Raw genomic sequence first — 21,976 nt, 5'->3', positions numbered from 1 at the left:
CGAACGTCACGCATATTGTTATGGATGACCTTCTCAGGAAGCTAGTTTATCAAGTAGCCAACCTAAATAGACATATTGATGATCAGTAGCAAGCGAGCACTTAAATTAATTTAAGATTAGTTAATCATAAGCTAATGCCATTACAAGGCAAAAACACTTTAAACAAAATTTACCGTCAGCTCATGGTTTTGTCCAAAATTTGACGAAAAATGTAAGAAAGCGTGGGCAAGAAGTCCAAAAATAGAAAAACCATCCCCCAGAAAAGCAACAAGCCAGAAGTAAGACTTCTGGCTTGTTTAGGTTCAATTCGCGTTTTATACCGCTTTTACTTCAATCACACCACCGGCAATCAAGTTCGCTTCTGAGGCTGCTTTGATCATTTTGGTACGTTTGGTTCTATCAATCACATCACCGACTAACTGACCACATGCGGCATCAATATCATCACCACGAGTCTTACGAACGGTTACTGTGTAGTTGTATTCCATCAACGTTTTTTGGAAGCGGTCAATACGAGAGTTGCTTGGCTTCTTATATGGTGAACCCGGGTAAGGGTTAAATGGAATCAGGTTGATCTTACATGGCGTATCTTTCATCAGCTCAGCAAGTTCACGAGCGTGGTCCATATCGTCATTCACATGATCCAATAGAACGTACTCAACCGTCACTTTACCGCGGTTAGCATTTGAAGATGCAATGTAACGACGAACAGACGCTAGGAAGTCTTGAATATCCCAACGATCGTTGATCGGCATGATTTGGCTACGAAGTTCATCGTTTGGCGCGTGTAGAGAAATAGCCAGCGCCACATCGATGTTGTCAGTCATTTGGTCAAGGCCAGAAACAACACCAGAAGTTGATACAGTTACACGACGCTTAGACAATGCGAAGCCTAGGTCATCAAGCATGATTTCTAATGATGGCATTAGGTTCTTCATGTTCAATAGAGGCTCACCCATACCCATCATTACGACGTTAGTAATTGGACGACGACCTGTTTCTTTCTCTAGGCCGATTTCACGAGATGCACGCCAGATTTGGCCAACAATCTCTGAAACTTTTAGGTTACGGTTGAAGCCTTGTTGAGCTGTAGAGCAGAACTTACATTCAAGTGCACAACCAACCTGTGAAGATACACACAGCGTCGCACGGTCACCATCTGGGATGTATACCGTTTCAACGTCTTGGTCGCCAACGCTCATCGCCCATTTAATTGTGCCATCTGAAGAGTGTTGAGCTTCAGAAACAACAGGTGCAACAATCTCACAACGACGTTGAAGTTTTTCACGCAGTTTTTTGTTGATGTTGTTCATCTGTTCGAAGTCATCGACACCGAAGTGATAAATCCACTTCATCACTTGCTCTGCTCGAAACGCTTTCTCATTCAGTTCTTCTGTGAAAAATTTACGAAGACCTTTACGATCAAAATCGAGTAGATTGACTTTAGCTGTGGTCATGATGCCTCTCAATGACGGAACAATAATTAAGGGCGCGAATTGTACAGGCTTTACGCAACTTCAACAAGCACTGTAAAACCCTGTGTTTATTAAGACATTCAAAGTTAAGCGATTAAAAATTGTACAATTACATTTATCGGCTTGAGATTACCCAATTTAAAGACAAGATTCCCGATTACGCTCCTCCGTAGCTTTCAGGAATGACGTAAATAATCTCCAACAGCTCGGTAAGATTTACTACGAGATTGTAGCCCCGCAATTCATCGTCACCAGGTCATTAGCTCCTCAAATCCCGTCATTCCAGAACTGAGGAACGAAGTATCCGGAATGATTCCCGACTACGCACCTTCGTCGCTATCGAGAATGACGTAAAAATTTACCCAGTAACTTCCCATTCATAATCATCAGGTCACGAGTGCCTCAAACCTCGTCATTCCAGAACCGAGGGACGAGGTATCTGGAACCTCCAACAGCAAACAGAGATTCCCGATTACGCTCCTTCGTCACTATCGGGAATGACGTAAATAATCACCAACAGCTCGGTAAGATTTACCACGAAACTGTGGCCATCAGGTCATGAACTTCTTAAACATCCGTCATTCCAGAACAGAGGAACGAGGTATCTGGAATCTCCAATAACAAACTCAAATTCCCGACTACGCTCCTTCGTCGCTCTAGGGAATGACGACTAAATTGATTATCGAGAACGCAAAGTCCACTTACAAAAAAGGCCTCACCGAAGTGAAGCCTTTAGAATGATTTGCTGTGCCGATTATTGAGCTGGGCGCGGGCAAATTTCAGATTCTGGGAAGAAGAATTCGATTTCGCGAGCTGCAGACTCAGGGCTGTCGCTGCCGTGTACTGAGTTGTAACGCATGCTGATTGCGTAGTCAGCACGGATAGTGCCGCACGCCGCTTCTTCTGGGTTTGTTTTACCCATTAGTTCGCGGTAACGAGCAATCGCGTTTTCGCCTTCAAGTACTTGAACCATGATAGGGCCAGAAGTCATGAACTCTTTTAGCGGACCAAAGAATTCTTTACCTTCATGTTCTGCGTAGAAGCCACTCGCTTGCTCTTCAGTAAGACGAACCATCTTAGCAGCAATAATTTCTAGGCCTGCTTTTTCGATACGGTGGTAGATTTCACCAACAAGGTTACGCTTAACTGCATCTGGCTTAACAATTGAGAACGTTCTTTCTAGAGCCATAGGGATTCCTTCACTTCATTTTTTTGTTATTAAATACTGAAATTACTGAGATCTTTCGATCTGAGCTTAGGAATGAGCGGCACCGAAATACCGCTCACTCTTATTATTATTTTGCTTGGTCAACAAGAAGACGAGCCAGTGTGCGAACACCCATACCCGTTGCGCCTGCAGCCCATTTATCACTTGCTGATTTACGGTAAGTACCCGCACAATCCATGTGAATCCAACCTTTTTTGTAGTCATCTACAAAGTAAGAAAGGAACGCAGCCGCTGTACTTGCACCCGGCGTGTAATCACCCGTGCTGATGTTTGAAAGATCAGCAAAGTTTGAAGGCAACATACCACGGTGGAAATCAGCAAGAGGCAGTGGCCATAGGCCTTCTTTCTCTTGGTTTGCCGCCGTTAGCGCTTGGTGAGACAGCTCATCGTCGAAGCTTAATAGTGCGTGGTAGTCGTTACCTAATGCATTTTTAGCGGCGCCAGTTAGCGTTGCACAGTCGATGATAAGCTCAGGATTTTGTGCACTTGCGTACATCAGACCATCAGCAAGCACCAAGCGGCCTTCTGCATCGGTGTTCATGATTTCAACTGTCTTACCATTTTTGTAAGTAATGATGTCGCCAAGCTTCAATGCACGACCAGAGATCATGTTCTCTGCACAACATAGGATAAGCTTGATGCGCTTGTTCAGACCACGTTCAATCGCTAGACCTAAGCCACCAGTGATGGTTGCTGCCCCGCCCATGTCAGCTTTCATTGCTGTCATGAATTGACCAGGCTTGATGCTGTAGCCGCCTGAGTCAAAGGTAATACCTTTACCTACTAGACAAGCAAACACTGGCTCGTTTTCGTCGCCTGTTGGGTTGAAGTCCAATTGCAGCATTGCTGATGTACGCTCAGAGCCACGGCCTACCGCGTAGATGCCTTCCCAACCTTCAGTTAAGAGATCTTTGTCTTTAACGATTTTTGCTTTTACTGTGCCCGCTGGCGCCACTGATTTGATGTATTCAGCAGCCATTGTCGCTAGTTGACGAGGAGCAACTTCTTCAGCAGTTTTGTTGATAATGTCACGCGTCCAATCAGTAGCACGGATGCGAGCTTCTAGTTCAGCTTGGTCGGCTTCTGAAAGTGCATCCCATTCCAATGCATTCTTTTTCTTTGGTCCACGGTAGCCTTGGTAAAAAGCCCAAACGCTTTCTAGATCCCAACCTTCACCACGAAGTGAAACGAATGCGATACCTTGTCCGTCAAGCGTACGACCAGCACGTTGAACCGCGCCTAGATCGTGGCCTTCACCAATGTGAATTGTCGCTCCCGCTTCTGAGAACGATAAAATAGCTCTTGCTCCCCACTGAGGCTGGGCAACTTCTTGACTTAAAAATACTGACATCTGTGTAGACATGATTTCTCCTTGTCACGAACCACTTTGAGTGTGTGATTCTGATTATTTTTTATTAGCGCACTGATGTTAGCATTATGTAGGAGGAAAATGTCATTTTGATAAAAAAACGGACCATAAGGTCCGCTTTTTTTAGTAAGAATTGTTAACTTGACTGCGTTTTACATTGGACTGATACCAACCCGCGACCAAGTGATTAGACAAGAGGATTAATCCATCTCATCCATCCAGCACAATATAATGGCCTCTAGAATTTTCTCATTCGAGTGATTCGGCTCATCATCAAAATCTTCAAGATCTAGCACCCATTGATGCAAGTCCGTAAAGCGTACTGTTTTAGGATCGGTATCTGGGTATAAATCACATAGTTCAATCGCAATATCTCGCGAATCAATCCATTTCAAACTCATAACATTTCCTTATCTTTATCAGCGACGATTTGTCATCTTAGTGACTTATATTCTATGCCAGTTTTACTAACAGTTTTAGTCGAGCTTATTTCTTAATGCTCTTCAGAAGCTAAGTTCAATGTGTACTTTGGAATCTCTACAACAAGATCTGAATCAGCCACTTTAGCTTGGCAACCAAGGCGAGATTCCATCTCTAAACCCCATGCTTTATCTAGCATGTCGTCTTCTAGGTCATCACTTTCTTCTAATGAATCGAAACCTTCACGAATCACGACGTGACATGTAGTACATGCACACGACTTCTCACATGCGTGTTCAATACCAATACCGGCCTTCAATGCAACATCAAGAACCGTCTCACCAGTTTTTGCTTCTAAAACAGCGCCTTCTGGACATAGATCTTCGTGAGGTAAAACAATAATCTTTGGCATGTTTATCTATTCTCTAACTATTAAATATTATCGACTGACTGACCTGACAGTGCAGCTCGAATTGATTTATCCATACGACGAGAAGCAAAGTCTTGGCTCGCTTTGTCGGTATTCTTAATTTCTAGTTCGATGGCATCAGCACTTTCGCCATTACGCACTTCAATCAGTGCTTCAATAGCTTGCAGAAGGTGCTGTTTTTCTTGCTCATCAAGCAGCTCATCGCCATCAGCTTGCATTGCTGCAATAAGACCTTCGATAACACGATCTGCTTCTACACGTTGTTCAGCGAGAGCACGCGCTTGCATGTCTTCTTTAGCAAACGTCATCGAATCTTTCAGCATGTTCGCCACTTCATTATCGCTTAAGCCGTAAGACGGTTTAACCTGAATTTCAGCTTGAACACCTGTGCTCTTCTCCATAGCCGTCACCGATAGTAGGCCATCCGCGTCTACTTGGTAAGTCACACGAATATGCGCCGCACCAGCCGCCATTGGTGGAATGCCTTTTAGAGCAAAACGAGCCAATGAACGACAGTCATCAACCATCTCACGTTCACCTTGCACGGTGTGTACTGTCATTGCAGTTTGACCGTCTTTGAACGTGGTAAATTCTTGTGCGCGAGCAACAGGGATCGTGGTATTACGTGGAATGATCTTTTCGACCAAACCACCCATAGTTTCGATACCTAGAGAAAGAGGAATAACATCAAGCAGCAGCATTTCAGAGTCAGGCTTGTTGCCGACTAAGATATCCGCTTGGATAGAAGCGCCAATCGCAACCACTTCATCTGGGTTAATGCTGGTTAACGGTGTACGACCAAAGAAGTCACCCACCATTTCACGTACTAGTAATGTGCGTGTTGAACCGCCGACCATTACAACTTCTAGCACTTCATCCGCGTCTACTTCCGCGTCTACTTCCGCATCTTTCAGTGCACGACGGCACGAAAGTAGCGTTTTCTTAACCAGCGGTTTGATGATCTCTTCAAACTCTTCACGAGTTAATGAACCAGACCAACCTAGTACGTCAACATCAACACTTTCTGCGTCAGATAAGCCAATCTTCGCTTCTGTTGCTGCATCTAGAAGAATACGGTTTTGTTCTGCTGTCAGCTCAGATAAGCCCATTTGTGCTTGGAAATGATCCGCGACTAGATGATCAAAATCGTCGCCACCTAATGCCGAGTCACCGCCTGTCGCGAGAACTTCAAAAACACCTTTAGACAGGCGTAAGATAGAGATATCAAACGTGCCACCGCCAAGGTCATAAACCGCAATCACCCCTTCTTTACCTGAATCCAGACCGTAAGCAATCGCTGCCGCAGTAGGTTCATTAAGAAGACGTAATACGTGAAGACCAGCAAGTTGCGCCGCGTCTTTTGTACCAGCACGCTGTGCATCATCAAAGTAAGCAGGAACGGTAATAACAGCACCAGATAGCTCGCCACCGAGTGTTGACTCAGCACGTTGGCCAAGCGCTCGTAGAATATCAGCAGAAACCTGGATTGGGTTCTTGTTGCCTTGTTCTGTACGGATCACAGGTAAACCATTATCACTTTCTTCAAACTGATATGGCAGAGACGGGTATCGCTGTTGGATATCTGACAATGAACGACCGATTAATCGCTTCACCGAGATAATGGTATTTTTAGGATCAGTCTGTGCATTTGCACGAGCTTCATCACCAGTCGTGTACGACTCTGACGTATAGTGAACAACGGAAGGCAGAATACTGCGACCTTGTTGATCAACGAGCGTGCTCGCCTCACCACTGCGCACTGCCGCAACCAATGAGTTTGTTGTACCTAAATCAATACCCACAGCAAGCTTGTGCTGGTGAGGAGCGGCGCTTTGCCCTGGTTCTGCAATCTGAAGTAGTGCCATGGATGTGTCCTTGTTATACAAACTAGCCGATCAGACGATCTTCAACTAATTCGATTTCATTCTTTAATTTTGCAATAAACTTAAGCTTTCTTACTCGGTCTGCAGCTTCTAACCAAGCTTCGCTGTCGAGTTCTTGTTGGATAGCGCTTAATTGTTGTTTATACATTTTGCTAACCTTTCCTTCAAATGCAAACAATGCATCTTCAGGATCAGAACTGTCGGCGATGTCTTCAAGCTCTTCACGCAATTCCATTTGCTCCATTAGGAACATAGGATCTTGCATGGTCTGCTGCTCGCCGCGAATATCCTCACCATATTGCACTAACAGGTATTCAGCTCGGCTGATTGGATTCTTCAACACCTGGTACGCATCGTTAATTTGCGCAGCTTTTTGCACCGCTAATAGGCGATCTCGCTCAGAAGCTGTGGCAAATTTATCAGGGTGGAATTGGCGTTGCAGATCTCTAAACTGAGAAGAAAGAAGGCTACCATCCAGTTGAAACTGAAGTGGTAGCCCAAATAATTCGAAATGATTCATGTAACGGTGGTCCTAAGTTTAGGCTCTTAAAACAGAGCCTAATTTTATTCTTCGCTCACTATAAACGCTCAACGATTGAGTCGTTTATACATTGAAGCTCTCACCACAACCACATTCGCCTTTCGCGTTCGGGTTGTTGAATTCAAAACCTTCGTTTAGGCCTTCTTTTACGTAATCAAGCTCAGTACCATCTAGGTAAACTAGGCTCTTTGGATCAATGATGACCTTAACACCTGAATGCTCGAACACTTCGTCTTCTTCGTTAAGCTCGTCAACGAATTCCAGTACATACGCCATACCCGAACAGCCAGTAGTTTTTACCGCTAAGCGCAACCCGATACCTTTACCTCGGTTATCTAGGAAAGCTTGAACTCGGCTTGCTGCCGTATCTGTCATGGTGATGGCCATACTACAACCTTGTGTTTTATATAAATTGAGAACTCAGGGGGAGCACAAAGGATGCTCCCAAATATTACTTTTTTGAAGTGATTACCTTGTAGAAGCGATTAGTGCTTCTTTTTGTAATCCGCAACTGCTGCTTTGATTGCATCTTCAGCAAGAATTGAACAGTGAACTTTCACTGGTGGCAATTCTAATTCTTCTGCAATTTCAGAGTTTTTGATAGCCGCTGCTTCATCAATGCTTTTACCTTTAACCCACTCAGTTACAAGTGAGCTAGAAGCGATTGCGCTACCGCAACCGTAAGTCTTGAATTTTGCGTCTTCAATAATACCTTCTGCAGATACCTTGATTTGCAGTTTCATTACGTCACCACAAGCTGGTGCGCCAACCATGCCGCTACCTACACTTGGGTCTTCTTTATCAAACGAACCTACGTTACGTGGGTTTTCGTAGTGATCAATTACTTTTTCGCTATATGCCATGATAGTTACCTCGAATCCTCTATTTCCGTGAGATTAGTGATGAGCCCACTCAACAGTGTTCAAATCAATCCCTTCTTTATACATATCCCATAGAGGAGACATGTCGCGTAATTTGTTTACCGCTACACGGATTTGTGCAATCGCGTAGTCGATTTCTTCTTCCGTTGTGAAACGGCCGAATGAGAAACGTACTGAGCTGTGTGCCAGTTCATCGTTCAGACCAAGAGCACGTAGGACGTATGAAGGCTCTAGGCTTGCTGATGTACATGCAGAACCTGATGATACCGCTAGGTCTTTTAGAGACATAAGCAGAGACTCACCTTCAACGAAAGCAAAGCTCACGTTTAGGTTGTGTGGTACACGTTGGTCTAAGTCACCGTTTACCGTTACCGCTTCTAGATCTTGAACACCTTTCAATAGGCGCTCACGAAGTGCTAGTGCGTGAGCGTAATCTTTCTGCATGTCTTGCTTAGCAACAGCACAAGCTTCACCCATACCCACGATTTGGTGAGTAGCAAGCGTACCTGAACGGAAACCACGCTCATGACCGCCGCCGTGCATTTGCGCTTCAAGACGGATACGTGGCTTACGACGAACGTAAAGTGCACCGATACCTTTAGGGCCATACATTTTGTGAGCTGAAAGTGAGATTAGGTCAACTTTCATCTCTTGTACGTCTAGTGGGATTTTACCCGCAGACTGAGCCGCATCAACGTGGAAGATGATCTTGCGAGAACGACATAGTTCGCCGATTGCAGAGATATCTTGGATTACACCAATCTCGTTGTTAACGTGCATGATAGAAACTAGAACAGTGTCTTCACGCATTGCAGCCTGTAGCTTGTCTAGATCGATGATGCCGTTTGCTTCTGGCTCAAGGTAAGTTACCTCAAAACCTTCACGCTCTAGTTGACGACATGGATCAAGAACCGCTTTGTGTTCTGTTTTGCACGTAATTACGTGCTTACCTTTCTTCTCGTAAAAGTGCGCTGCACCTTTAATCGCAAGGTTATCTGACTCTGTAGCACCTGAAGTGAAAACAATTTCACGTGGGTCTGCATTTAGTAGGTCAGCAATTTGCTCACGAGCATTATCTACTGCTTCTTCTGCCTGCCAGCCGTAACGGTGTGAACGAGATGCAGGGTTACCGAAGTTACCGTCCATCGTCATGCACTGAACCATTTTCTCAGCAACTCGTGGATCGACTGGGCATGTAGCTGAATAGTCAAAGTAAATAGGCAGTTTCATTTTCTACTCCAATGTAAAAACTGACCGCTAAGAGCGGGCATTAACACCGTGAGGTGCTGCACTAATCGTTGTAGTGCTCGTATTTTTATGTGCAAAACCATTATTAACCGCAAGATCGATATCTTGACGATCAGAAATTTCTAAAACTTCGTTATCTTTCATTAGCTCACCGAGCGTAATGTCGTTTAAGAAGCTGCTGATTCGGGAGCTTAAATCACGCCATAAAGTGTGAGTTAAACAACGACTGCCACCTTGGCAATCAGCTCGACCGTGACACTTAGTCGCATCCACTGATTCGTCTACTGCTGCAATCACAGTTCCGACAGCGATGTCGCTCGCTTCAGCACCTAAACGGTAACCACCACCAGGGCCGCGAACACTAGCAACTAAGCCAGCTTTACGTAACTTAGAAAAAAGTTGCTCTAAGTAAGATAACGAGATGCCTTGTCGCTCTGAAATATCAGCCAGAGGAACTGGGCTTTTTTGCGAATGCAGTGCTACATCTAGCATAGCTGTTACCGCATATCTTCCTTTAGATGTAAGTTTCATATCACACCGTATCCACATTGTTTATGTGGTTGGAATCTTCCCATACCCGACTAAATTGGTCAAGTATTTAGTTGACTATTTTAGTCAGGTATTCACCCTTAGCTATTGTATGGGCTTTATTTGTCGTTTTTGCTCTTCTCAATCGAAGTCAAAATACCGCGAAGCGTGTTGATTTCTTGCAGTTCTGGACGAGCACGGCTAAATAGGCGACGTAACTTGTTCATCACCTGACCCGGTTTATCCTTAGAGATAAATTGGGTATCGATGATCACTTTTTCAAGGTGTTCATAGAACATTTCTAGTTCGTCGTGACGTGGGTACTCATCTTGTTGCTGCGGCTGATATTGGCTAGCGACCATATCAAGGTGTGCAACACGTACTTCGTAGCTGAGTGTCTGTACTGCCATTGCTAGGTTTAGTGAGCTGTATTCTGGGTTAGCTGGAATACATACATGGTAATGACACTTCTGCAGCTCATCATTAGTTAAGCCAGTACGCTCACGGCCAAAGACTAATGCTACTGGGTGCTTCTGACCTTCAACCGCAAACTTTTCACCACATTCGCGAGGCTCAAGCATTGGCCATTCAAGCGTACGAGAACGAGCACTTGAGCCCACAACCAAACCACAGTCTTTTACTGCTTCCTCAAGAGTAGAAACAATCGTCGCGTTTTCTGCGATGTCACCTGCACCAGCAGCCAGTGCTAAGGTCTGCTCGTCAACTTCACATTGAGGGTCTACAAGAACTAATTGACTCAAACCCATCACTTTCATTGCGCGAGCTGCTGATCCGATATTTCCCGAATGAGACGTACCAACCAGAACGACTTTTACATTGTCTAACATGCTATATGACACCACTTTAAAAATAATCGCGAGATATTAACACATAGCAAAGTAAAATGGTCAGACCCTTCGCGGAATGTGAAACCAAGAGTTCAAAAAATAACCACTTCCCTTTTGGTAAAACTTTGGTATACTCGCCGCCGCTTTAAATTGTTCTTTAACATCTTGTGGGAAAAACCATATGCATCCAATGCTAAACATTGCGATACGCGCTGCGCGTAAAGCTGGCAACCATATTGCTAAATCTCTAGAAACAACTGATAAGATCGAAACGTCTCTAAAAGGTAACAACGATTACGTTACTAACATTGCTCAAGAAGCTGAGTACATGATCATTGAGACAATCAAAGCATCTTACCCAGAGCACAGCATTATTTCTGAAGAGAAAGGCCTGACTGAAGGTAAAGACTCTGACGTACAATGGATCGTTGACCCACTAGATGGCACCAACAACTTTGTAAAAGGTTTCCCTCACTTCTCTGTATCTATCGCTGTTCGCATGAACGGTCGTACAGAAGTTGCTTGTGTTTATGACCCAATGCTAAACGAGCTATTCACAGCTCAACGTGGCGCTGGCGCTCAACTTAACAACGCTCGTATGCGTGTTACTCAACTTAAAGACCTTCAAGGTACTGTTCTAGCGACTGGTTTCCCATTCAAGCAAAAACAACACTCTGAATCTTTCATGAAGATCATCTCTGGTCTATTCATCGACTGTGCTGACTTCCGTCGTACCGGTTCTCCTGCTCTTGACCTATGTTATCTAGCAGCTGGCCGTGTTGATGGTTACCTAGAACTAGGCCTTAAGCCATGGGATCTAGCAGCTGGCGACCTAATCGCTCGTGAAGCTGGTGCTATCATGACTGACTTTGCTGGCGGTACTGATTACATGACTTCTGGTAATGTTGTTGCTTCAAGCGCACGTGGTGTTAAGTCTATTCTTAAGCACGTTCGTGAGAACGCTAACGAAGGTATGCTGAAGTAATTCAGGCCTTACGTTAAAGCTCCCTTTTTCAAGGGAGAGTAGAAATTCCAAAGCCTCGCAATCGCGGGGCTTAATTATATGGTCCGCCTCACTCTCAAGCCCTTAAGCTTAGAGTAGGCTCTCAGAATGAGGTGAACCATATGTCTTCTATTCATATTTTAGGTATCGACCTAGGTAAACATTGCTTCCATGCTATCGCACATAACCGTTGTGGAGTGGAGGTGCTTCGTCGTAAATTTAATCGTAACCAACTCTTAATCTTTCTTAGTAAAATAGAACCAACAACTATTGCTTTCGAAGCCTGTGGCGGTGCTCATTGGCTTGCTCGAAAGTGTAGTGAGTTTGGTCATCAACCCCGACTTATTCCTCCTCAGTATGTAAAGCCTTATGTCAAAGGCAATAAAAACGATTTCATCGATGCTTCAGCGATCGCAGAGGCTGCGGGTCGACCGACCATGAGGTTTGTAGCTGTAAAAAGTGAAGAGGCTCAAGTCATCGCAGCGATTCATCGAGTCAGAGATAGTTATATCAAGGAGAGAACTGCCACTATGTCGCGGATCGGCGCGATCTTACTTGAGTTCGGCCTTAGCTTTCCCAAAGGGCATGCAAAGATGAAGTCTCTGTTTCAATGGTTAGCTGAACAAACCGTCTCATTACCAAAAAGCTTGCTATGTGAATTGATATCTATCCACGAACATTACAAGTACCTTAATGAACAAATCAAAACTCAAGATAACAAGCTTCAAACTATTGTTAATAACAATGAAAGTGCTCAATTATTAAAAACTATCCCTGGAATTGGCGATCTTACCTCCACATTGTGTATAGCCGATGTAAGCTCTCCGAATAACTTTACCAATGGCCGTGAGATGGCGGCTTGGTTGGGGCTTGTGCCAAGGCAATTCTCAACGGGAGGAAAGACCAAACTACTTGGTATGAGTAAACGAGGGAATAAACACCTCAGAACTCTGTTTGTCCATGGGGCAAGGGCTGTACTCTCTAGACTAGAGACGACAGGGAAAGTGTTCGGAGAGTGGCTTGCGAACCTACGAGCCACCAAACCATTTAATGTAGTGGTAGTCGCATTAGCCAACAAGCTAGTGAGGATAGCTTGGGCGGTGTTATACCACCGCCAAGCTTTTAAGGCTGTTTAGCTATAACCAAGTTTGCAACGCCAATGAACGTGATGACAAAAACGGTCAATCGGCCAGATTAAGAACCTGACACAAAAAATAGCAATCAATGCTTTGGGCTTTTTAAGGATAATCTGGCGCGGATATCATCGTGGAGCTGGGAAGCTAGTGCTCCCAACAAGGACTCCGAATACATTAGCGCAAACCAACTCCGTTATTACTTAATTGTAGTTGCAATAACGGGGCGGACCATACATTTTTGTATCTGCGATTCCAAGATGCGAGATGCGAGATGCGAGATGCGAGATGCGAGATGCGAGATGCGAGCAGAATATCGCTTATGACATTAAGTGCAACTCACCTCGACTGCAATTTTTAGAGATTTCCTACAAAATGCAGGCATAAAAAAACCGCTAGTTGCCTAGCGGTTTTTTTTTGGTTTAGCGAAACCTATTAAGCCAAGGCCTAAGGCATTTCGTCAAACTCTTCACCTTCTTTTTCCACTTGTGGTGGCATTAGGTGCTCACGCGTAATACCCAACTTCATAGCTAGTGCAGATGCAACGTAGATAGAAGAGTAAGTACCAACCGTAATACCCAATAGAAGTGCGGTTGCGAAGCCGTGAATCATAGCGCCGCCCTGAACGAACAGTGCGATAACTACGAACAACGTAGTACCAGAAGTGATCAATGTACGGCTCAATGTTTGTGTGATTGAGCTGTTCAGTACTTCAGGAGCTTCACCTTTACGCATCTTGCGGAAGTTCTCACGGATACGGTCGAATACAACGATGGTATCGTTGAGGGAGTAACCGACTACCGTTAGCAAGGCTGCTACGATGGTAAGGTCTACCTCAATTTGCATTAGAGAGAACACACCAAGTGTGATGATAACATCGTGCGCAAGTGCTAATACCGCACCCGCTGCCAAACGCCATTCAAATCGCACTGATACGTAGATCAAGATACAGATAAGAGAAACTAGGATAGCAAGGCCACCAGCTTCTGTTAATTCGTCACCCACGTTAGGACCAACGAACTCGATACGACGCATTTCAACTTGCTCACCAGTACCGCTCTCAATAGCAGAAAGGATCTGGTTACCAAGTGTTTCGCCTGCTACGCCATCACGTGGACGTAGACGAACCATTACATCACGAGCTGAACCGAAGTTCTGTACCGTTGCATCACCAAAGCCTTCGGCTTCTAGTGCACTACGGATATCAGGAAGGTGTGCTGGTTGTTCAAAGCCAACTTCAATCAGAGTACCGCCAGTAAAATCTAGACCCCAGTTCAACGATTTCGTTGTTAGAGTGAAGATAGCAGTACCAATCATCAAGATAGAAAAAACAAAGGCAACCTTTGACCAACGCATAAAGTCGATCATTTTGTCTGCTTTTAGAATCTGAAACATATTAATTCCTAGCCTTAGATCGACAGTTTTTTAACGCGTTTGCCGCCATACATCAGGTTCACGATACAACGTGTTCCGACAATAGCTGTAAACATTGAAGTCAAGATACCGATAGACAGCGTTACCGCGAAGCCTTTAATCGCACCAGTACCCACAGCAAATAGAATGATTGCTGTTAGTAGTGTGGTGATGTTGGCATCGGCGATTGTGCTGAATGCGTTTGCGTAACCTTGGTGAATCGCTTGTTGTGGACTGCGTCCATCTCGAAGCTCTTCACGTATACGCTCAAAGATCAGTACGTTCGCATCGACCGCCATACCGACCGTTAATACGATACCGGCAATACCTGGCAGGGTCATGGTTGCCCCCGGAATCATCGACATCACACCGATAATCAACACCAAGTTAGCCATTAGTGCAACGTTCGCAATCAGACCAAAGCTACGGTAGTAAAGCAGCGTGAACAGCATAACTGCAGCCATACCCCAAACCATCGCCATGATACCCATATCGATGTTCTGTTGACCCATAGATGGACCAATCGTACGTTCTTCTACAATCGAGATAGGTGCAATCAGAGCACCAGCACGCAGTAGAAGTGCCAAGTTATGAGCTTCAGCCGTTGAGTCGATACCAGTAATACGGAAGTTACGACCAAGTGCAGACTGAATCGTCGCTTGGTTAATCACTTCTTCGTGCTTACTTAAGATCACTCGGCCTTCAGGTGTTTTACGACCGCTGTCTTTGTACTCTGCAAATACCGTTGCCATTAGCTTACCGATATTCTGACGAGAGAACGCAGACATCTTGCTACCACCTTCGCTGTCTAGCGAGATGTTAACTTGAGGACGACCATATTCATCAACACTTGAACTTGCATCAGTAATACTTGAACCGCCTAGGATAACGCGCTTCTTAAGTACCACAGGGCGACCATCACGATCTTGCTTGATTTCGCTACCCGCAGGGGCACGACCAGAAGCGGCAGCGGCTAAGTCAGCACTGCTATCTACTTCACGGAACTCAAGTGTCGCAGTCGCACCAAGAATTTCTTTAGCACGAGCCGTGTCTTGAACACCAGGCAATTCCACTACGATACGGCTAGCGCCTTGACGTTGAACCAAAGGCTCAGCAACACCAAGTTCGTTCACACGGTTACGTAGAATGGTAATGTTTTGCTCTACCGCATAGTTGCGGATTTCTTGAAGACGAGTCTCTGTGAAGCTAGCAACCAAAGAAAAACGACCGTTAGATTCAGAATCTACAAACGTCATGTCTTGGTGCTTAGATTGCAGTAGCGATTTCGCTTCAGCAAGTTGCTCTGCGTTACGTAGAATCACTTCAACCGCATCTTTACCAGATGGGCGAATTGCACGGTAACGGATTTTTTCTTCACGAAGTTCGCTACGGAACGCTTCTTCTTGTTGGCCAACCAGCTTTTGCATCGCAGCGTCCATATCCACTTCCATCAAGAAGTGAACACCACCACGTAGGTCAAGACCAAGCTTCATTGGTGCAGCACCAATAGATTCAAGCCAATCAGGAGTTGAAGCCGCTAAGTTTAAAGCAACGATTACATCTTCATCTAATGCTTCAGTGATGACATCACGGGCACTAATTTGAGAGTCTGTATCGTTAAAGCGAACAAGAATGGAACCGTTTTCTAAAGCAACGGATTTAGTAGAAAGGTTTTCAGCTTCAAGAGCATTGGTGACAGCATCCAGCGTAGACATATCTACAGAGGCGCCGCGCGCCCCTGTAACTTGAACTGCCGGATCTTCACCGTATATATTCGGAAGTGCGTACAACGCAGCGATGGCGATAGTAAACACCACCATCAGGTACTTCCATAACGGGTAACGGTTTAGCACAGCGAGGATCCTCTAGCTGTTTATAGAGATTTCAGAGTACCTTTTGGTAGCACTGCTGTAACGAAGTCTTTCTTGATAACTACTTCGTTGTTTGCATTCAGTTCGATAGCAACGTAGTCGCTGTCTTCTGCAATCTTAGTGATCTTGCCGATTAGGCCGCCGCTTGTAAGAACTTCATCGCCTTTGCCCATAGAAGACATAAGGTTCTTGTGCTCTTTAACACGCTTAGCTTGTGGACGGTAGATCATGAAGTAGAAGATCACAGCGAACATACCTAGCATGATAAGCATTTCGAAACCGCCGCCTGCTGGTGCACCTTCTGCTGCTGCGTGAGCTTGAGAAATAAACATTTAAAACATCCTCTATTTATATTTTCGTAATTGTTTGACTAATTGGGTTGCATCCCTTTATTTTCAAGCCCCATCACTCGGAAGAGAGATAGGGCTCGCAAAAAAAGAAATACTAATATTCTTTACCTAGTGGTGGCACTTCACGCCCCATTCTTGCGTAGAACTCTGCAACGAACTCTTCAAAGCGGTCTTCATCGATAGACTGACGAATGTCTGACATTACTCGTTGGTAGAAACGCAGGTTATGAATCGTGTTCAGTCGAGCACCTAGGATTTCGTTACAACGATCCAAGTGGTGTAAGTACGACTTGCTGTAGTTCTTACAAGTGTAACAGTCACACTCTGAATCTAGTGGTGTTGTATCGGTTTTATGCTTCGCATTACGGATCTTGATCACACCTTCAGTTACAAACAGGTGGCCGTTACGTGCATTTCGCGTTGGCATTACACAGTCAAACATGTCGATACCACGGCGAACACCTTCAACTAGGTCTTCTGGTTTGCCTACGCCCATTAGGTAACGTGGCTTATCTTCAGGCAGTTGAGGACATGTGTGCTCAAGAATACGATGCATGTCTTCTTTTGGTTCGCCTACTGCTAGACCGCCAACTGCGTAACCGTCAAAACCAATTTCAGTTAGGCCTTTAACAGATACATCACGAAGGTCTTCGTACACACCACCTTGAACGATACCGAATAGTGAATTCGGGTTTTCAAGCTTGTCGAAGTGGTTGCGTGAACGCTCAGCCCAACGAAGAGACATCTCCATTGAGTCTTTTGCTTCTTTGTGTGTCGCTGGGTAAGGCGTACACTCGTCAAAGATCATTACGATGTCTGAACCTAAGTCTTTTTGGATTTCCATAGACTTCTCAGCGTCCATGAAGATCTTGTCACCATTTACAGGGTTACGGAAATGTACACCCTCTTCAGTGATCTTACGCATAGCACCTAGGCTGAATACTTGGAAGCCGCCTGAATCAGTCAGGATAGGACCGTGCCAGTTCATGAAATCGTGCAAGTCGCCGTGCATCTTCATGATTTCTTGACCAGGGCGCAGCCATAGGTGGAATGTGTTACCTAATAGGATTTCAGCGCCTGTGTCTTTCACTTCTTCAGGTGTCATACCTTTTACAGTACCGTAAGTACCTACAGGCATGAATGCTGGGGTTTCAACGGTACCGCGTTCAAACTGAAGTTGACCACGACGTGCGCCGCTATTAGTTTTTTTAAGTTCGTATTTTAATTTCACGAAGCCTCCAATATGCCAGAGAAACAATCTGACTGTTAATTCAGAACCTTAAGCCAAACAAAAGTTCAGTCCAGTGGGTTCTATGAGGAGCGGTCGCGTATTCCTTGCGAGAGATTAGACAGACACCCTGCCCGACTCCTAGCTTACTGCTAGCACCCGTAAATTCTTATGTATATCGTTTATAACTAGCTTAAATTAGCTTGTTTTCTTATTGATGAACATGGCATCACCGTAGCTGAAGAAACGATATTCGCTCTTCACTGCGTGATCGTATGCGCCCATCACGTTGTCGTAACCTGCAAATGCACTCACCAACATAATCAGCGTTGATTCTGGTAAGTGGAAATTGGTAATCAAGCAATCCACCAACTGGTATTCGTAACCAGGGAAGATAAAGATTTCAGTGTCACCAAAGAACGGAACTAACTCTGTGCCTTTCTTCAACGCATCTTGCGCTGCACTCTCTAGTGAGCGAACCGATGTTGTACCAACGGCAATAATACGTCCGCCACGCGCTTTAGTCGCTGCAACCGCATCTACCACCTCTTGCGGTACTTCAACGTACTCGGCATGCATGTGGTGGTCATTGATGTTGTCTACTTTAACGGGCTGGAATGTGCCAGCGCCAACGTGAAGCGTCACGTAAGCAAACTCAACACCTTTCTCTTTCATGTCAGCCATTAGCTTGTCATCAAAATGAAGACCCGCTGTTGGAGCAGCAACCGCACCTGGCTTCTCATTATAGACCGTCTGGTAACGCTCTTTATCTGCGTCTTCATCTGGACGATCAATATAAGGAGGTAGCGGCATATGACCAACGCTGTTCAGAATCTCTAAAACGCTTTGGTCAGATGTGAAATGGATTTCAAATAACGCGTCATGTCGCGCCACCATTTCAGCTTCATACTCATCGTTCTCACCAAGGAACAACTTAGTGCCCGGCTTAGGTGATTTAGAACAACGAACATGCGCTAGAATACTTTTCTCATCAAGCATACGCTCAACCAGCACTTCAAGCTTACCGCCTGATGCCTTGCGACCGAATACTCGAGCAGGAATCACGCGTGTGTTATTGAAAACAACAAGATCGCCTGGCTCAACCAAGTCTAAAACGTCTTTAAACGAACCATCTGTCAGGTTGCCATTATTGCCGTCTAATTTAAGCAGGCGGCTTGCTGTACGCTCTTCTTGAGGGTAGCGAGCAATAAGTTCATCTGGTAGGTCAAAGTGAAAATCTGAAACTTGCATGTGTCTAGTCTTGTCTTAGTTGATGAGATTTGTGCTGTTGACGAATAATAAATCGTTGTCGCTAATCAATCGTTACAGTAAGTAAACCGTTACCGTAAACAAAGCGCAAACACGACTAAAAATTTCGCAGTGGGCTAGTATAGGCACACGAGCCGCAATAGCAAGGTTTACAGCTATGGATTATTGTAAAGAGGCGTAAAATAATGCTACCGATTCACCGCTTCACGTTAGAGAATTAGTTGCATAAAACTCCCTCAAAAATGCGCCAGCTCTCAGTTATTTTTTGGATAAAAAACTATAGTGATAGCAACAAATAAAAAATAAGGAGGTTCGTATGATCAAGGTTGAAGATATGATGACTCGCAACCCTCATACTCTATTGCGCTCACACTCACTGGCCGATGCAAAGCACATGATGGAAGCGCTTGATATCCGCCATATCCCAGTCGTCGATGCCGACAGAAAGCTGCTTGGTGTGGTTACTCAGCGAGATGTTCTCGCAGCCCAAGAATCCAGTCTACAAAACATCCCTCAAGCTCAATCTTTTACCCTTTCAACACCACTCAACGACATCATGCACAAAAGCGTTATGTCGGTAGAGCCGCGTGCGGGTTTAAAAGAGTCAGCTATTTATATGCAGAAACACAAAGTGGGCTGTTTACCTGTCGTCGATAACCACGAACTAGTCGGCATTATCACTGACAGCGACTTCGTAACAATCGCAATTAACTTGCTAGAGCTACAAGAAGAAGTAGAACCGGAAGAAGCTGAAGTGGAGTAACGCTCGGAAGCTATAAAAGAGCGGCTTAAAATAGCCGCTCAAAGGTAGATTTTTATCTATTTGTACGCTGCGCTTTAAAGTAGCTCAGACACCACATCGGCTAACTGATGGAAGGTTTCACGACGTGATGAGCTTGGACGCCAAACAAGGCCTATATCTCGATACGCTTGCTGGCCTGGAGGATCGATAACCACCAGGTTTTGATTTTCAAGCAAGCCGTGATCAATCGCCATTTGCGGGATAAAGGTGGTTCCTAACCCATTAGCTACCATTTGCACCAATGTGTGAAGACTCGTCGCTGTGAACGGGTTAATCTTCTCTTTGTCGGTTAACTTACACGCTGATACCGCGTGCTCGGTTAAGCAGTGTTCATTTTCTAGTAGGAATACAGATTCATCTGGTAGGTCGTCATATTTAATTGGGACACGAATACCGTCAGCTTGATTTCGACTTATCACCATTCTAAAAGGATCTTGCCCAACCACTTTGCTCTCCATATTGTCGATATCGACAGGCAGAGCCAGAATCAACACGTCTAACTCACCATGACGCAATGCTGCGAGCAAATTCGTTGTCGTATCTTCGCGTAACAATAAATTTAGCTGAGGGAAACGTTGATTGGCTTCTTGTACCAAATCACACAAAAGAAATGGTGCAATGGTAGGAATACACCCTACTCGTAGCTGACCTTGCATCGCGTCGCCATTACATAGGTTTCCGAGTTCAACCAAGTCCTGTCCTTTCGCCAATAACTCTCGACCATGCTTAACCACCAGCTCTCCCGCTTGAGTGAAAACGAGTGGACTTTTTTTATCTTTCTTCTCGTAAAGAGGACAACCGATCAGCTCTTCTAGGTTTTGAATACCTTTACTTAGCGTCGATTGGCTAACGAAACAGCGATCAGCGGCGTCGCTAAAGTGGCGTGTTTCGTGAAGAGTAACAAGATAGTGAAGTTGCTTAAGACTTGGCCATTTATTCATGAAATTACTTTGTAATATGAGTAGGATAAGTTACACGAAGGTCATAAGACCTGAGGAAAGGACAAAGAATAAGCTTATCGCTTTTTTCGATGAACTTAATCTATTTAATTCGCTTTTTTCTATAGTACCGATTGTACTATAGTTTGTCGCGTAGAAACGGAGCCCAAACAAAGATGTGTTGGGCCAACTAATTTTTTAGGAGATTCCAAAATGGTACTAGTAGGTCGTCAAGCCCCTGACTTTACTGCAGCAGCTGTTCTAGGTAACGGTGAGATCGTTGATAACTTCAACTTCGCAGAATTCACTAAAGGTAAGAAAGCGGTTGTTTTCTTCTACCCACTAGACTTCACTTTCGTTTGTCCTTCAGAGCTAATCGCTTTCGACAACCGTCTTGAAGATTTCCAAGCTAAAGGCGTTGAAGTAATCGGTGTTTCTATCGATTCTCAATTCTCTCACAACGCATGGCGTAACACTGCTATCGCTGACGGCGGTATCGGTCAAGTTAAATACCCACTAGTTGCTGACGTTAAACACGAAATCTGCAAAGCATACGATGTTGAGCACCCAGAAGCAGGCGTTGCTTTCCGTGGTTCTTTCCTAATCGACGCTGACGGTCTTGTACGTCACCAAGTAGTTAACGATCTTCCACTAGGTCGTAACATCGATGAAATGCTACGCATGGTAGACGCACTAAACTTCCACGAAAAGAACGGTGAAGTTTGTCCTGCACAATGGGAAGAAGGTAAATCAGGTATGGACGCATCTCCAAAAGGTGTTGCAGCATTCCTATCTGAGCACGCTGACGACCTAAGCAAGTAATTACCTCTTAAGCCCGCCTCAACACGGGTTAATGGTTGGATGACTCTCTTTAAAGAGAAATAAAGCATAAGCTAACAGCGCAAAGCGCACCGCCAATCAGTTAAGAAGTAAAGTCTTATTCAAAGCCCGAAGTTAACGCTTCGGGCTTTTTGTTTTTACGCACTTTGGTAACCATTGAGTCCATGCTCTCTTTCACAATGAATAGAGGTAACCGCAAAGCGAAACTTTACCCCTATTTTCCTCTATCGCTACCTATTCAGAATCGTCTCAAGATTGCTATGATTTCCTCAGTCTCA

General features: G+C 44.8%; 22 protein-coding genes. 4 read left to right on the top strand and 18 right to left on the bottom strand.

Going from position 1 to position 21,976, the window contains the following annotated elements:
* Positions 1-314: 314 nt before the first annotated feature.
* The 12 genes from OCV12_RS02820 to trmJ form a co-directional block, all read right to left on the bottom strand.
* The gene (locus tag OCV12_RS02820) at positions 315-1,457 is read right to left on the bottom strand and encodes a bifunctional tRNA (adenosine(37)-C2)-methyltransferase TrmG/ribosomal RNA large subunit methyltransferase RlmN (protein WP_017629861.1); all 1,143 of its coding nucleotides are present in this window, start codon (positions 1,455-1,457) and stop codon (positions 315-317) included.
* A 772-nt stretch (positions 1,458-2,229) separates the two neighbouring features.
* Positions 2,230-2,664: a nucleoside-diphosphate kinase gene (ndk, locus tag OCV12_RS02815; RefSeq protein ID WP_008222758.1), complete on the bottom strand. Its 435-nt coding sequence runs from the start codon at positions 2,662-2,664 to the stop codon at positions 2,230-2,232.
* 106 nt (positions 2,665-2,770) lie between these two features.
* The gene (gene pepB, locus OCV12_RS02810; protein ID WP_261885295.1) at positions 2,771-4,066 is read right to left on the bottom strand and encodes an aminopeptidase PepB; all 1,296 of its coding nucleotides are present in this window, start codon (positions 4,064-4,066) and stop codon (positions 2,771-2,773) included.
* 206 nt (positions 4,067-4,272) lie between these two features.
* Positions 4,273-4,473 carry a Fe-S cluster assembly protein IscX gene (iscX, locus tag OCV12_RS02805; protein ID WP_004735099.1) on the bottom strand — a complete coding sequence of 67 codons (201 nt, stop codon included), beginning with the start codon at positions 4,471-4,473 and terminating at the stop codon, positions 4,273-4,275.
* Between the two features lie 92 nt (positions 4,474-4,565).
* Positions 4,566-4,904 (bottom strand): ISC system 2Fe-2S type ferredoxin, encoded by a 339-nt coding sequence (fdx, locus tag OCV12_RS02800; protein WP_017098073.1) that lies wholly within the window; start codon positions 4,902-4,904, stop codon positions 4,566-4,568.
* Between the two features lie 20 nt (positions 4,905-4,924).
* Positions 4,925-6,787, bottom strand: a complete 1,863-nt coding sequence (gene hscA, locus OCV12_RS02795; RefSeq protein WP_261885294.1) for a Fe-S protein assembly chaperone HscA — start codon at positions 6,785-6,787, stop codon at positions 4,925-4,927.
* 22 nt (positions 6,788-6,809) lie between these two features.
* Entirely contained in the window at positions 6,810-7,325 is a 516-nt protein-coding gene (gene hscB / locus OCV12_RS02790; protein WP_261885293.1) for a co-chaperone HscB, read from the bottom strand.
* An 84-nt stretch (positions 7,326-7,409) separates the two neighbouring features.
* Positions 7,410-7,733: an iron-sulfur cluster assembly protein IscA gene (iscA, locus tag OCV12_RS02785; RefSeq protein WP_010440519.1), complete on the bottom strand. Its 324-nt coding sequence runs from the start codon at positions 7,731-7,733 to the stop codon at positions 7,410-7,412.
* Positions 7,734-7,831: 98 nt separating this feature from the next.
* Positions 7,832-8,209 (bottom strand): Fe-S cluster assembly scaffold IscU, encoded by a 378-nt coding sequence (gene iscU, locus OCV12_RS02780; protein ID WP_004735094.1) that lies wholly within the window; start codon positions 8,207-8,209, stop codon positions 7,832-7,834.
* Between the two features lie 33 nt (positions 8,210-8,242).
* A complete protein-coding gene (locus tag OCV12_RS02775; protein WP_261885292.1) occupies positions 8,243-9,457 on the bottom strand; it encodes an IscS subfamily cysteine desulfurase in 1,215 nt (404 codons plus the stop codon).
* 27 nt (positions 9,458-9,484) lie between these two features.
* Complete coding sequence (gene iscR, locus OCV12_RS02770) at positions 9,485-10,006, bottom strand: Fe-S cluster assembly transcriptional regulator IscR (RefSeq protein ID WP_010440512.1); 522 nt, start codon at positions 10,004-10,006, stop codon at positions 9,485-9,487.
* Positions 10,007-10,122: 116 nt separating this feature from the next.
* Positions 10,123-10,851 carry a tRNA (cytosine(32)/uridine(32)-2'-O)-methyltransferase TrmJ gene (trmJ, locus tag OCV12_RS02765; RefSeq protein WP_123301608.1) on the bottom strand — a complete coding sequence of 243 codons (729 nt, stop codon included), beginning with the start codon at positions 10,849-10,851 and terminating at the stop codon, positions 10,123-10,125.
* Between the two features lie 181 nt (positions 10,852-11,032).
* On the opposite strand from trmJ, the gene suhB reads away from it, so the two are divergent.
* Positions 11,033-11,836, top strand: a complete 804-nt coding sequence (gene suhB, locus OCV12_RS02760) for an inositol-1-monophosphatase (RefSeq protein WP_017062520.1) — start codon at positions 11,033-11,035, stop codon at positions 11,834-11,836.
* A 140-nt stretch (positions 11,837-11,976) separates the two neighbouring features.
* Positions 11,977-12,990, top strand: coding sequence for an IS110 family RNA-guided transposase (locus tag OCV12_RS02755; protein ID WP_261884832.1), 1,014 nt, complete (start codon positions 11,977-11,979; stop codon positions 12,988-12,990).
* A gap of 444 nt (positions 12,991-13,434) precedes the next feature.
* On the opposite strand, the gene secF is transcribed toward OCV12_RS02755, so the two are convergent.
* From secF to queA, 5 genes are all read right to left on the bottom strand, one after another.
* Positions 13,435-14,382: a protein translocase subunit SecF gene (gene secF / locus OCV12_RS02750; RefSeq protein WP_086716169.1), complete on the bottom strand. Its 948-nt coding sequence runs from the start codon at positions 14,380-14,382 to the stop codon at positions 13,435-13,437.
* 14 nt (positions 14,383-14,396) lie between these two features.
* Complete coding sequence (secD, locus tag OCV12_RS02745) at positions 14,397-16,253, bottom strand: protein translocase subunit SecD (RefSeq protein WP_123309911.1); 1,857 nt, start codon at positions 16,251-16,253, stop codon at positions 14,397-14,399.
* Positions 16,254-16,273: 20 nt separating this feature from the next.
* The gene (gene yajC, locus OCV12_RS02740) at positions 16,274-16,603 is read right to left on the bottom strand and encodes a preprotein translocase subunit YajC (RefSeq protein ID WP_010440492.1); all 330 of its coding nucleotides are present in this window, start codon (positions 16,601-16,603) and stop codon (positions 16,274-16,276) included.
* A 112-nt stretch (positions 16,604-16,715) separates the two neighbouring features.
* Positions 16,716-17,852, bottom strand: coding sequence for a tRNA guanosine(34) transglycosylase Tgt (gene tgt, locus OCV12_RS02735; RefSeq protein ID WP_261885291.1), 1,137 nt, complete (start codon positions 17,850-17,852; stop codon positions 16,716-16,718).
* 195 nt (positions 17,853-18,047) lie between these two features.
* Entirely contained in the window at positions 18,048-19,100 is a 1,053-nt protein-coding gene (gene queA / locus OCV12_RS02730; RefSeq protein WP_176681929.1) for a tRNA preQ1(34) S-adenosylmethionine ribosyltransferase-isomerase QueA, read from the bottom strand.
* A gap of 334 nt (positions 19,101-19,434) precedes the next feature.
* Here queA and OCV12_RS02725 point away from each other — a divergent pair, with 334 nt between their 5' ends.
* Positions 19,435-19,881, top strand: coding sequence for a CBS domain-containing protein (locus OCV12_RS02725; RefSeq protein ID WP_017629871.1), 447 nt, complete (start codon positions 19,435-19,437; stop codon positions 19,879-19,881).
* Positions 19,882-19,955: 74 nt separating this feature from the next.
* On the opposite strand, the gene OCV12_RS02720 is transcribed toward OCV12_RS02725, so the two are convergent.
* Positions 19,956-20,861, bottom strand: coding sequence for a hydrogen peroxide-inducible genes activator (locus OCV12_RS02720; protein ID WP_017632986.1), 906 nt, complete (start codon positions 20,859-20,861; stop codon positions 19,956-19,958).
* 210 nt (positions 20,862-21,071) lie between these two features.
* On the opposite strand from OCV12_RS02720, the gene OCV12_RS02715 reads away from it, so the two are divergent.
* Complete coding sequence (locus tag OCV12_RS02715; RefSeq protein ID WP_004740353.1) at positions 21,072-21,680, top strand: peroxiredoxin C; 609 nt, start codon at positions 21,072-21,074, stop codon at positions 21,678-21,680.
* Positions 21,681-21,976 lie beyond the last annotated feature (296 nt).

The sequence above is a fragment of the Vibrio pomeroyi genome (genome assembly GCF_024347595.1).
Classification (GTDB): Bacteria; Pseudomonadota; Gammaproteobacteria; order Enterobacterales; family Vibrionaceae; genus Vibrio; species Vibrio pomeroyi.
This window is presented reverse-complemented; position numbering and strand designations above follow the sequence as displayed.